12 protein-coding genes are annotated in these 12,521 nt (G+C 55.5%); all 12 read right to left on the reverse strand.

From position 1 onward, the window contains the following. Nucleotides 1–171: 171 nt before the first annotated feature. Nucleotides 172–822 (reverse strand): lipoyl(octanoyl) transferase LipB, encoded by a 651-nt coding sequence (lipB, locus tag P6287_RS05575; RefSeq protein ID WP_192236642.1) that lies wholly within the window; start codon nucleotides 820–822, stop codon nucleotides 172–174. A gap of 69 nt (nucleotides 823–891) precedes the next feature. Next, nucleotides 892–1,155 (reverse strand): DUF493 family protein YbeD, encoded by a 264-nt coding sequence (gene ybeD / locus P6287_RS05580; RefSeq protein ID WP_008103691.1) that lies wholly within the window; start codon nucleotides 1,153–1,155, stop codon nucleotides 892–894. 96 nt (nucleotides 1,156–1,251) lie between these two features. Next, entirely contained in the window at nucleotides 1,252–2,463 is a 1,212-nt protein-coding gene (gene dacA, locus P6287_RS05585) for a D-alanyl-D-alanine carboxypeptidase DacA (RefSeq protein ID WP_101763253.1), read from the reverse strand. 117 nt (nucleotides 2,464–2,580) lie between these two features. Beyond that, the gene (gene rlpA, locus P6287_RS05590) at nucleotides 2,581–3,675 is read right to left on the reverse strand and encodes an endolytic peptidoglycan transglycosylase RlpA (RefSeq protein ID WP_277974642.1); all 1,095 of its coding nucleotides are present in this window, start codon (nucleotides 3,673–3,675) and stop codon (nucleotides 2,581–2,583) included. A gap of 10 nt (nucleotides 3,676–3,685) precedes the next feature. Next, on the reverse strand, nucleotides 3,686–4,798 hold the full coding sequence (gene mrdB, locus P6287_RS05595; protein ID WP_101763316.1) for a peptidoglycan glycosyltransferase MrdB: 1,113 nt from the start codon (nucleotides 4,796–4,798) through the stop codon (nucleotides 3,686–3,688). A gap of 8 nt (nucleotides 4,799–4,806) precedes the next feature. Then, nucleotides 4,807–6,711 (reverse strand): peptidoglycan DD-transpeptidase MrdA, encoded by a 1,905-nt coding sequence (mrdA, locus tag P6287_RS05600; protein WP_101763251.1) that lies wholly within the window; start codon nucleotides 6,709–6,711, stop codon nucleotides 4,807–4,809. Nucleotides 6,712–6,744: 33 nt separating this feature from the next. Continuing rightward, nucleotides 6,745–7,215: a 23S rRNA (pseudouridine(1915)-N(3))-methyltransferase RlmH gene (gene rlmH / locus P6287_RS05605; protein ID WP_008103678.1), complete on the reverse strand. Its 471-nt coding sequence runs from the start codon at nucleotides 7,213–7,215 to the stop codon at nucleotides 6,745–6,747. 3 nt (nucleotides 7,216–7,218) lie between these two features. Next, nucleotides 7,219–7,536: a ribosome silencing factor gene (rsfS, locus tag P6287_RS05610; protein ID WP_008103673.1), complete on the reverse strand. Its 318-nt coding sequence runs from the start codon at nucleotides 7,534–7,536 to the stop codon at nucleotides 7,219–7,221. A gap of 91 nt (nucleotides 7,537–7,627) precedes the next feature. Beyond that, a complete protein-coding gene (gene nadD, locus P6287_RS05615) occupies nucleotides 7,628–8,272 on the reverse strand; it encodes a nicotinate-nucleotide adenylyltransferase (RefSeq protein WP_277974643.1) in 645 nt (214 codons plus the stop codon). Then, nucleotides 8,265–9,296 carry a DNA polymerase III subunit delta gene (gene holA / locus P6287_RS05620; protein ID WP_110865717.1) on the reverse strand — a complete coding sequence of 344 codons (1,032 nt, stop codon included), beginning with the start codon at nucleotides 9,294–9,296 and terminating at the stop codon, nucleotides 8,265–8,267. The genes nadD and holA overlap by 8 nt, the downstream gene beginning before the upstream one ends. Continuing rightward, complete coding sequence (lptE, locus tag P6287_RS05625; protein WP_110865718.1) at nucleotides 9,293–9,892, reverse strand: LPS assembly lipoprotein LptE; 600 nt, start codon at nucleotides 9,890–9,892, stop codon at nucleotides 9,293–9,295. The genes holA and lptE overlap by 4 nt, the downstream gene beginning before the upstream one ends. Nucleotides 9,893–9,906: 14 nt before the next feature. After that, on the reverse strand, nucleotides 9,907–12,489 hold the full coding sequence (gene leuS, locus P6287_RS05630; RefSeq protein ID WP_277974644.1) for a leucine--tRNA ligase: 2,583 nt from the start codon (nucleotides 12,487–12,489) through the stop codon (nucleotides 9,907–9,909). Nucleotides 12,490–12,521: the final 32 nt, after the last annotated feature.

Genomic DNA, 12,521 nt, shown 5'->3' on the forward strand with positions numbered 1-12,521 from the left:
TGCAGGTTCCGGTCGGGATTGCGATTTGAAAGCTTCCTCACTCAAACTGAGAACCAGGCTTTCAACTTTTTTTGAAAATATGGCAAAAATTATATCATCTCGTCTGCTCATAAGCAGCCGATTCGCCGGTGCAAAAGTTACAATTTTGTAAATAGGCACGTACAGTCAAGGTCAGACCGCGGCATCACTATGCCATTCCAGTTGGGTAAATCCGGTTAAATGGGCGAAATGCTGCACCAGACGTGGTCGCACATCGGCGGGCGTGACGCCCGGCTGCAGCTGGCTAAGCTGCGTCATTTGCATCCCGGCATATCCGCACGGATTGATGCGCAGGAACGGCGCTAAATCCATCGCCACATTCAGCGCCAGGCCGTGAAACGAGCAGCCTTTACGAATGCGCAGTCCCAGCGAACAAATCTTGTCATCGCCAACGTACACGCCCGGCGCATCCGGTCGCGCCCGCGCGCTGATGTCATAGTCGGCCAGCGTGGCGATCACCGTTTCTTCTAACGCCGTCACTAACTCGCGCACGCCCATCTTGCGACGTTTCACGTCAATCAGCACATACATTACCTGTTGGCCGGGGCCGTGATAGGTTACCTGGCCGCCGCGATCGCTTTGTACCACCGGAATATCGCCCGGCATCAGCAGATGTTCAGCTTTCCCTGCCTGGCCTTGGGTAAACACCGGATGATGTTCCACCAGCCAGATTTCATCGGCAGTGCTGCTGTCGCGTTGATCGGTAAAGTGATGCATGGCATCGGAGATGGGTTGCCAATCGCGCTGGCCGAGTTGACGAACAAGAAGCGTATTAGCTGACAAAGCAGAGATCCGGTAAAGAGTAGAAGGCAGAGTATAACGCTGGCAAAGCGGACTTTGCCAGCGCCAGAATTACAGCACCATGCGCACGATTTCAATGTTGCCTAGCTCTTCATACAGGGTTTCAACCTGCTCAATGTGGGTGGCGATGATGGTAATGGAAACAGAGTGATAGTTGCCTTTGCTGCTTGGCTTAACGTCCGGTTTGTAATCGCCTGGCGCGTGGCGCTGCACCACTTCAACCACTTGATCAACCAGCTCCGGTTGCGCCAAACCCATCACTTTGTAAGTGAAAGGCGTAGGGAATTCGAGCAGTTCATTCAATTTGGTTTTCATACATTGACTCCGGTGCTTAAAAAACAGGCTCCCGCCGAGGCGGGAGCAAAGATAGTAACTTAATTGGGGGCAAATTGGCGTTTTTTCAAGCGCGCCTTAGCCGAACCAGTGGTGGAACATCAGTTTGATGTAATCGATGATGCGGCCGAAGAAACCACCTTCTTTCACTTCATTCAGCACCACCAGCGGACGCTGTTCCACCGTTTTGCCGTCGAGCTGGAAGTTGATGCTGCCCACTACCTGATTTTTCTGCAGCGGCGCATGCAGTTCAGTGTTGTTCAGCACATAGCTGGCTTTGAGATCTTTCATGCGGCCACGCGGAATGGTCAGATAGGCATCTTTCTCCACGCCCAGCTGGACACGATCGCTGTCACCGAACCACACAGGCTCAGAGGCAAACTCTTTGCCCGCTTTCAGCGGTGCGACGGTTTCAAAGAAGCGGAAGCCCCACGTCAGCAACTTCTTGCTCTCGGTTTCACGGCCTTTAAAGGTACGACCGCCCATCACCGCGGAGATCAAACGCATCTGGCCTTCTGTTGCCGAGGCGACCAGGTTGTAACCCGCTGCGTCTGTGTGGCCGGTTTTAATGCCATCGACGTTCAGGCTGGTATCCCACAGCAAACCGTTACGGTTGGTCTGCTTGATGTTATTAAAGGTGAAATCTTTTTCACGGTAAACCGCGTACTCATCGGGTACGTCACGGATCAGCGCCTGGCCGATCAACGCCATATCGCGCGGCGAGCTGTATTGGCCTTCGGCATCCAAACCGTGCACGGTCTGGAAGTGGGTGTTTTTCAGACCCAGCGCGCCAACGTAGTTGTTCATCAGGTTGACGAATGCGTCCTGGCTGCCGGCAACGTAATCCGCCATCGCTACACAAGCGTCGTTACCTGATTGCAGCACGATACCGCGCGTCAGTTGAGAAACCGGCACACGATCGCCAGGCTTGAGGAACATCAGTGATGAACCTTTGAATACCGGATTACCGGTTGCCCAGGCATCTTTACCCACGGTCACGATGTCATCGTTATGGATTTTTCCCGCTTTGACCGCCTGACCAATCACGTAGCTGGTCATCATCTTGGTCAGGCTTGCCGGATCGCGGCGTGCATCCGCGTTCTTTTCGGCCAGCACTTTGCCGGAGTTATAGTCGATCAGCACATAAGCTTCAGCATCAATGTCCGGTACACCCGGAATCATAGTCTTAAGATTAACATCGTCCGCAAATGCGGCATGGCTGAGAGAAAGGGCGACCAGTGATCCCACTGTCAGGCGTTTCAGAAAACGAGAAGGTTTCAGCGTATTCATGTTCAGGACTACAACATCCGTGGGTTTAGAGTGAAAAAAGTGCCTAACTATAGCAAACGTCCGATCGGGCGACATCTTGCTTTGCAAATCAGTTTCAGCAGGAAATGTCACTGTCCGTTACATCGATGGACGGGCAGTGGTAATAAATGAGCTCATTTGCGCTTCAGTGTTCAGACGCTGCTGCAAGGCGGCGGCTTCGGCACGGCTTTTATAGCCACCTAACTGAATGCGATAGACGTTGCCATTGGCTTCAACCGCGCCCGGCACGCCAAAGCGTTTACCCAGACTTTCGGCCAGCTGACGTGCACGCGCCGGATCGTTAATCGCGCCGACCTGAACCACATAACCGCTGCCGGCATGGGCATTCTGGCTGGTAGCTGGTGCGGCGGCAGCGGCTGGCGCGGAAGACATTGTTGGGGCTGGCGCGGTAACCGGCTCGTTGCCTTCCAGCACCCCCGTGGCTAACGGCTGTGGCGCGCCTAGAAAACCGCTGCTCTGGACGGGCGCACCCATGCTGTCATTGCTTTGTAAGGTGCTGTTATCGACAGCGCGCACATCCTGCGGTGCAGGCGCTGCCGCCGCATTGGCGCTACCGCCCATAATCACCATGCCGCTGCCGAGATCGGGACGCGCGGGCAGGGCGTAGCTCTGTTTGGCGACGGTGGTACCAATGGTGCCGGGACCGGAAACGGAACCATCCGGCGCCACTTTAATGTAATCAACGCGCACGCGGGTGTTGTTAGAGATATTCAGGCGATCGCCCGCCGCACGCGACAAGTCGATAATGCGGCCTGGCGTGTAAGGGCCACGATCGTTGACGCGTACCACAATTTGGCGGCCGTTGGCGAGGTTAGTGACACGCACATAGCTCGGCAGCGGCAGCGTTGGATGCGCGGCGGTCATGCCTTCCGGATCGTAAGATTCACCGATAGCGGTGCGATTCCCCTGCGCTTCGTCACCGTACCAGGTGGCTAAACCCACTTCGCTGTAGTTCGAGGGATCTTTGATCACGCGGTAGCTTTTACCGTTGACGCTGTAATCCTGGCTGGTGGAAGGATTGATCGGTTCATAACGTGGTTCCACGCCAGGAATTTCCACTACCGGGCCGTTATAGGCCGGTTGCGGTGGCGCAGTATTATTCTGCGGTTCCGGTGTGGAACAGGCAGCCAGTACCAATGATGCCAGTGCAACCCCAAGCCAGTCCTTACGCATGTGCAGCCTCTTAAACGCTTTTAGATAACATTTTTCGATGAGTATGGATCGACATCACGATGCCAAATCCAGCCATTAACACAATCAATGCCGATCCGCCGTAGCTCACCAGCGGCAGCGGTACGCCAACCACCGGTAAGATACCACTTACCATGCCAATGTTAACGAAAACATAAACGAATAAAATCAGCATCAAACCGCCCGCCATCACGCGACCAAAGGTGGTTTGCGCGCGCGCCGCGATAATCAGTCCGCGCATGATCAGCAGCAAATAGAGTACCAGCAGTAACAACACGCCAACCAGACCCAGTTCTTCCGCTAAAACGGCAAAAATAAAGTCGGTATGGCGTTCAGGCAGGAACTCCAGCTGCGATTGGGTACCGTGCAGCCAGCCTTTGCCGCGCAGGCCACCGGAACCGATAGCAATCTTCGACTGAATGATGTGATAACCGGCGCCGAGCGGATCGCTTTCCGGGTCCAGCAGCATCATCACGCGGGCGCGCTGGTAGTCATGCATCAGGAAGAACCACAAAATCGGGATAAAGGCGGCGACCAGCAATACCGCGATACCAATCAGCTTCCAGCTCATGCCGGATAAGAACAGTACAAACAGGCCGGAAGCGGCGATCAGAATCGAGGTGCCGAGATCGGGTTGTGCCGCCACCAGCAGCGTCGGCATGAAAATCAAAATCAACGCGATGCCGGTGTTTTTCAGCGTCGGCGGGCAGACATCGCGGTTAATAAAGCGCGCCACCATCAGTGGCACGGCAATCTTGGCAATCTCCGAGGGCTGAAAACGCACAAAACCAAGATCGAGCCAGCGCTGTGCGCCTTTACTGATGTGACCAAACGCGTCCACCGCTATCAGCAATATCACGCAGACAATATAGAGATAGGGCGCCCAGCTTTCATAGACGCGCGGCGGCACCTGCGCCAGCACCAGCATAACGATGATGCCCATGGCAATTTGCCCGAACTTACGCTCGGTCATGCCTGGATCCTGTCCGCTGGCGCTCCAGATGACGATGGCGCTGTAGGTCAGCAAGCTGAGAATGATCAGCATAAACAGGGGGTCGATATGGATGCGCGTCCAGATCGATCTTTTCTGCGGACTATCGTTCATGGACATTGTCATTCACCTTCGTAGCCGGGCGGTGTCGGTGCGGCTTCTGGCAGCACGGTATTGTTGTCGCCTAACATAATGTGGTCGAGAATCTGGCGCATCACGGTGCCGACAGCCGGGCCTGCGCCGCCGTTTTCCAGAATCATGGTGACGGCCACGCGCGGTTTATCGTAAGGCGCGTAGGCAGTCATTAATTTATGGTCACGCAGACGTTCGGCAATCTTGTGCGCGTTATAGACTTCATTTTCTTTCAGTCCGTAAACCTGCGCGGTACCGGATTTGGCGGCGATTTTGTAGGGCGCATCGGCAAAGCTCTTGTGTGCGGTACCGTTAGCGCGGTTGGCTACGCCATACATGCCGTCTTTGGCAATTTCCCAGTAACCTGAATGAATATCGCCAATCGGTGCATCCGGAACCTGGCGATAGGGGACCATCACCTGGCCTTCACGCGTGGCGCGCAGTAAGTGTGGCACTTTGATCACACCGTCATTGATCAGAATCATCATCGCTTTGTTCATCTGAATGGGGGTTGCGGTCCAGTAACCCTGGCCTATACCCACCGGAATGGTGTCACCTTGATACCACGGCTTCTTAAAGCGCTTCAGCTTCCATTCGCGCGTGGGCATGTTGCCCGCGCTCTCCTGCGGCAGATCAATGCCGGTGCGATGGCCGTAACCAAACTTGGTCATCCACTCTGACAGGCGATCGATGCCCATATCGTAGGCAACCTGATAGAAGAAGGTATCCGCCGATTCTTCCAGCGATTTAGTGACGTTCAGGCGACCGTGGCCCCATTTTTTCCAGTCACGATAGCGCTTTTCCGAGCCGGGCAGTTGCCACCAGCCGGGATCGAACAGGCTGGTATTGCGGTTGATCACGCCTGCGCTCAGCGCCGACACGGCAACGTAAGGTTTCACCGTTGACGCTGGGGGATAGGAGGCCTGCAGCGCACGGTTATACAGTGGACGGTTTTCGTCGCTTAACAGCGCTTTATAATCTTTGCTCGAGATACCGTCGACAAACAGGTTCGGGTCGTAGCTGGGGGTAGAAACCAGTGCAAGAATTTCGCCGGTGCGTGGATCGCTCACCACCACTGCCGCGCGGCTGCCGGTCAACAAGGTTTCGATGTACTGCTGCAGTTTGAGGTCAACCGTCAGGTAGATATCGCGTCCGGCCTGCGGAGATTGCTCGTGCAGCTGTCGAATGACGCGGCCACGGTTGTTAACTTCAACCTCTTCATAACCGGTTTTACCGTGCAGCACATCTTCATAATAGTTTTCGATGCCGAGTTTGCCGATATCATGTGTAGCCGCATAGTTCGGCCATTTGCCTTCCTGATCGAGGCGCGTAACGTCGCGATCGTTGATTTTGGAGACGTAGCCCACTACGTGCGTCAGCGTCTGGCCATACGGATAGTAGCGGCGCTGATAGCCTTTTACTTCCACGCCAGGAAAACGGTATTGATTGACGGCGAAACGCGCCACCTGCACTTCGTTTAAACCGATTTTGACCGGAATCGAGGTAAAGCGGCGCGAGCGTTTACGCTCTTTGTCAAACGCATCGAGATCGTCGTCGGTCAGATCCAGTACCGGACGCAGATCCTGCAAGGTCTGCTTCAGGTTGTCGACCTTTTCCGGCATCAGTTCGGCCTGATAAATCGTGCGGTTTACTGCCAGCGGGACGCCGGTACGATCGAAAATAATGCCGCGGCTCGGTGCCACCGGCACCAGCTTAATGCGGTTTTCATTTGAACGGGTGCTGTAGTCGTCAAAGCGCAGAATTTGCAGGTGGTACATGTTGACCACCAGAATGCTGGAGAGCAGCAGAATGCCAACAAAAGCCACCAATGCTCGGCGGACAAAAAGTTTCTGTTCGGCAGTGTAATCGCGAAAGGCGTTGCTCTGTAATTTCATCCGCTACATTTATTGTCTGGGGTTGTCAGGCGTTTATTCACGATGATAAGGATGATTCGTGGTGATGCTCCACGCACGATACAGGCTTTCCGCTACCAGCACACGCACCAGCGGATGTGGCAACGTGAGCGCTGACAGTGACCAGCTTTGTTCAGCAGCGGCTTTGCACGCGGGCGCCAGTCCTTCCGGACCGCCGATTAACAGGCTGACATCGCGGCCATCCAGTTTCCAGCGTTCAAGCTGCTGCGCCAGCTGTGGGGTTTCCCACGGCTGTCCGGGAATATCCAGCGTGACAATACGATTGCCTTTACCCACGGCGGCCAGCATCGCTTCACCTTCTTTTTCCAGAATGCGTTTGATGTCAGCGTTCTTGCCGCGTTTGCCGGCAGTTACTTCGATCAGTTCAAACGGCATATCTTTCGGGAAGCGGCGCAGATACTCCATGAAACCGGTCTGAACCCAGTCGGGCATTTTGGTGCCGACGGCCACAAGCTGCAGTTTCACGTCTTAGCTCCAGAGTTTTTCCAGCTCGTACAGCTGGCGGCTCTCTGCTTCCATCACGTGCACAATCACGTCACCCAGGTCAACGACCACCCAATCGGAGGCGGTTTTGCTGTCTACACCCAGCGGCTTAAGGCCCGCAGTGCGCGATTCCTGCACCACATGATCGGCGATAGAAGCGACGTGACGTGTTGAAGTGCCGGTGCAAATGATCATGCAATCGGTGATGCTGGATTTGCCCTGAACATCAATAGCAATGATGTCCTGGCCTTTGAGATCATCAATCTTATCAATAACGAACTCTTGGAGTGCTTTACCTTGCAAAAGGTTCCCCTTAAAAACAGGTGATTACGGACGGGCTAACGATGCGAGAAAGGTAGCCGAAAATGAAGCGGCGCAGTATAGCATGCTGCCTTTAGCTGCGATATAAGCCAACGCTATCGATGTAGCCGATCACTGCATCTGGCAGTAAATCCGCGCAGGAGATGCCTGCATGGCGGCGCTGACGGATTTCGGTGGCGGAAATGTCGAACAGCGGCGTATCCGCCAGCCAGATGTGTCCCGCCGGTGCGTGATGGAGTTGCTGCACCTCATCGGCGAGATGCTCATCAAGCCACTGCTGCATCTCTGGCGTCTCCATCTGCGCGGCGTAACCTGGACGCTTACACACCAGCAAATGGCACAGCGACAATAGATCCTGCCAGCGATGCCATTTGGCTAACGTTAGCAGAGAATCCTGACCAATGATAAACCCGAGGGGCTGTTCTGGGCCGCGTTCCGCACGCAGTGCTTCCAGCGTGGCAACTGTCCAGGACGGCGTTGCACGCGCCAGTTCACGCGTATCGATATCAAACAGCGGGCGATCGGCAATAGCACAGCGCAGCATCTCAACGCGCTGTTGCGCACTGGCTTCCGGCTGCGGGCGATGCGGCGGCACGTTGTTCGGCAGCAGCGTGACCTTTTTTAATCCCACTTGCTGTGCCAGCGCTTCTACCGAGCGCAAATGGCCGTAGTGAATCGGATCGAAGGTGCCGCCAAACAGAGCGTAGAGTTTAGACATCAGTAAAGCTCAATGGGAAATCGCGGTGACACAGTAGCAGCGACAGTGTTTCCAGCTGCGGCCACAGGTTTTGTCCGTAATCCTGCTTCATGCTGAGTTCCAGCTCTGCCAGCAAATGCACCGCGCGCTGTAAACGCTGAGCATCAAGGCGCTGCAAAGCTTCGGTAAACAGCGCGCGACGGTTTTGCCAGATACGTTGCTGATCCATCAGCGTGCGCAGCGCTTGTTTCGCCTGATTCCGCTGCAGGTGCAGCAGCGTGAGTAAATCGCGTTGCAGCGTGCGCAGTAGAATCACCGCTTCGCTGTCCTCTTTCTCCAGCTGATGCAGGATGTGCAGGGCGCGTTTACTTTTCCCTGCCAGCAATGCATCCACCCAATGGAACGGGGTAAAGTGCGCGGCATCGTTGACGGCGGCTTCCACGCGCGGCAGCGTTAATTTGCCATCCGGCCACAGCAGCGATAAGCGTTCCAGCGCCTGCGACAGCGCCAGCAGATTCCCTTCGTAGCAGTAGCAAAGCAGCTGGATCGCCGCATCATCTACGCTGAGTTTCATCGCTTTGGCGCGACTCGCCACCCAGCGCGGCAGCTGTGCCTGTTCAGGCGTCTGGCATGGGACCATTACCGCCTGCGTACTCAGCGCTTTGAACCAGGCGCTGTTCTCCTGCGCTTTGGTCAGTTTCGCCAGGCGCAGCACCAGCAAAATATCGCTGTGCAGCAGCGTGGAGAGTTTCACTAACTGCTCGGCGATAGCGGCATTGGGGCCGTTTTCGGGCAGTTGCAGCGTCAGGGTTTGGCGTTGGGTAAACAGGCTGAGCGATTGGCAGCTAACGAAGATCGCATCCCAATCGGTTTGCGCATCAATGGTAACGCTGAAGTGCTCTTCAAATCCCTGTGCGCTGGCGGTAGCACGGATTGCATCCGCGCTTTCCTGAATCAGCAGAGGTTCATTACCGGTGAGAAAATAACAGGCGCGCAGCCCCTCTCGAAGCTGCGCGCTCAGTTGTTCAGGATAAATCCTGATCATTGCAGACTGGTAGCTGACGAAGAGGACACTTCCGGTGAGTTCTGTCCCGGTGCAATCGTCTCAGGCTGCGGCAAAGTATCTTTGTTGCTTTCCTGCGCGGCATGCACGGTCAGCAGTTTACGTACTAACTGCTCGGACGCGCGCTGACGCATCTCCTGCACGATCATATCTTGCTCGGCATCCTTCGCCAGTGCGGCGTTCGGGTTGTCGAAGAAAGAACGATACACGGTGGTGCTGATCGGGTAGATACCTTTACCCGGCAGCAGAACCTGTGCGGTGACCGTCATCACCAGCGAGTATTCCGCGGTGGTACCGCTGATAAACACCGATGCGGTATCGCGTCCCTGGCCTTCAGCACCCAGACGCAGCGTTGGGTATTTGGCGCTGGCCGCTTTGCTGTCTTCAATGATGGTGACATTGTTGATGCGCAGCTGCTGGCGCACGGCACGTGCCAGTGGGCCATAGGGATCGCCGCTCTGGACGATAAGGGTTTTCATCTCACTCGGCACCGAGGTGGTGCCGCGCGGGTGGAAACCACAGCCTGCGGTAATCACTACCGCAAGCAGGACAAACAGCCTGATAATCAGTTGTCGCACAGTTCCTCCTGAACTTAACCTACGACCAGGTTAAGCAGTTTGCCAGGGACATAAATCACTTTACGAATGGTGACGCCATCCAGATATTTCGCCACCAAATGCTCCTGCGCAGCACGCGCCTGCACCTGCTCCTGCGTGGCATCCGGCGCAACGGTAATCTTGCCGCGCACTTTGCCATTCACCTGCACCACCACCAGCAGCGAATCTTCCACCATGGCCGCTTCATCGGCTACCGGCCAGCTGGCTTCGTCGATGCTGCCTTCGCCGCCCAGCGCTTGCCACAATACATAGCTGGCGTGCGGGGTGAATGGATAGAGCAGACGCGTCACCGCGACCAGCGCTTCCTGCAGCAGCGCGCGATCTTGCTCGCTCTCCTGTGGGGCACGGATCAGTTTGTTCATCAGCTCCATAATGGCAGCGATGGCGGTGTTGAATGTCTGACGACGACCCACATCATCAGCCACTTTGGCGATGGTTTTGTGCAGATCGCGACGCAGCGCTTTCTGGTCGTCATTCAGGTTATTGACGTCCAGCGCCACGGTCGCGCCTTTCGCAATGTGCTCGTAAGCCAGTTTCCATACGCGCTTCAGGAAACGGTTAGCACCTTCAACGCCCGATTCCTGCCACTCCAGCGTCATCTCTGCTGGCGAAGCAAACATCATGAACAGACGAACGGTATCTGCACCGTAACGCTCAACCATCAGCTGGGGATCGATGCCGTTGTTTTTCGACTTCGACATTTTGCTCATGCCGGCGTAAACCACTTCACGACCTTCGTTGTCGGTGGCTTTGATGATGCGGCCTTTCTCGTCGCGTTCTACGGTCACGTCAACCGGAGAAACCCAGTTACGCTCGCCGTTCACGCCGAGGTAGTAGAACGCATCAGCCAGCACCATGCCCTGACACAGCAGGCGTTTGGCCGGCTCATCAGAGTTCACCAGGCCAGCATCACGCAGCAGCTTGTGATAGAAGCGGAAATACATCAGGTGCATGATGGCGTGTTCGATACCGCCAACATACTGATCGACCGGCAACCAGTAGTTTGCCGCCGCCGGATCCAGCATGCCTTCATGGTAGTTGGCGCAGGTATAACGCGCGTAGTACCAGGATGACTCCATAAAGGTGTCAAAGGTGTCGGTTTCACGAAGCGCAGGCTGGCCATTAACGGTGGTTTTGGCCCACTCAGGATCAGCTTTGATTGGGCTGGTGATACCATCCATCACCACGTCTTCTGGCAGGATGACCGGCAACTGATCTTCTGGCGTTGGCATCACGGTGCCATCTTCCAACGTCACCATTGGAATTGGCGCGCCCCAGTAACGTTGACGGGAAACGCCCCAGTCGCGCAGACGGTAATTGACTTTACGCACGCCCACGCCTTTGGCAGCCAGCGCATCGGCGATGGCGTTAAAGCCCGCCTGATGATCCAGACCGTTGTATTCACCCGAGTTGAACAGCGCGCCTTTTTCGGTCATCGCGGCAGCACTCAGGTCCGGTTCAGAACCGTCGAGATTCAGGATCACCGGCTTAATGTTCAGGTTGTACTTGGTAGCGAACTCCCAGTCACGCTGATCGTGGCCTGGAACAGCCATTACCGCGCCGGTGCCGTATTCCATCAGCACGAAGTTAGCGACCCACACCGGAATTTCTTCACCGGTCAGCGGATGGATAGCGAACAGGCCGGTGGCCACGCCTTTCTTCTCCATCGTTGCCATGTCGGCTTCGGCGACTTTGGTGGTACGGCATTCGTCGATAAATTCAGCCAGCGTAGGATTAGTGGCAGCTGCTTGCTGCGCCAGTGGGTGACCTGCGGCAACCGCCACATAGGTTGCACCCATAAAGGTGTCTGGACGGGTGGTGTAAACGGTCAGCTTCTCAGCGCTGTTGGCAACGTCAAAGGTGATTTCCACGCCTTCAGAGCGGCCAATCCAGTTGCGCTGCATGGTTTTGACCTGCTCCGGCCAATCTTCCAGCTTATCGAGATCGTTGAGCAGCTCTTCCGCATAGGCGGTAATTTTGACGAACCACTGTGGGATCTCTTTGCGCTCAACTTTGGTATCACAGCGCCAGCAGCAGCCGTCGATAACCTGTTCGTTGGCCAGCACGGTCTGATCGTTCGGGCACCAGTTCACCGCCGAGGTCTTTTTATAGACCATGTCTTTTTCATACAGCTTAGTGAAGAACCACTGTTCCCAGCGATAGTATTCTGGCTGGCAGGTCGCCAGTTCGCGGCTCCAGTCATAGCCAAAGCCCAGTAATTTCAACTGGTTCTTCATGTAAGCGATGTTGTCGTACGTCCACGGCGCCGGCGCGGTGTTGTTTTTCACCGCAGCACCTTCGGCTGGCAGACCAAACGCATCCCAGCCAATTGGCTGCAAAACGTTTTTGCCGAGCATACGCTGGTAACGCGCAATCACATCGCCAATGGTGTAATTACGTACGTGCCCCATGTGCAGGCGGCCAGAAGGATAGGGCAGCATCGAAAGGCAATAATATTTCTCTTTGCCTTCCTGCTCGGTCACTTTAAAGGTTTCGTTTTCGTCCCAGTGTTGTTGGACGCGGGATTCTATCTCTTCCGGGCGGTATTGCTCTTGCATGGCTGCCTGTGGTCCTTTGTGAAAATCGCTAA

Source organism: Pantoea sp. X85 (genome assembly GCF_029623675.1).
Taxonomy (GTDB): Bacteria; Pseudomonadota; Gammaproteobacteria; order Enterobacterales; family Enterobacteriaceae; genus Pantoea; species Pantoea leporis.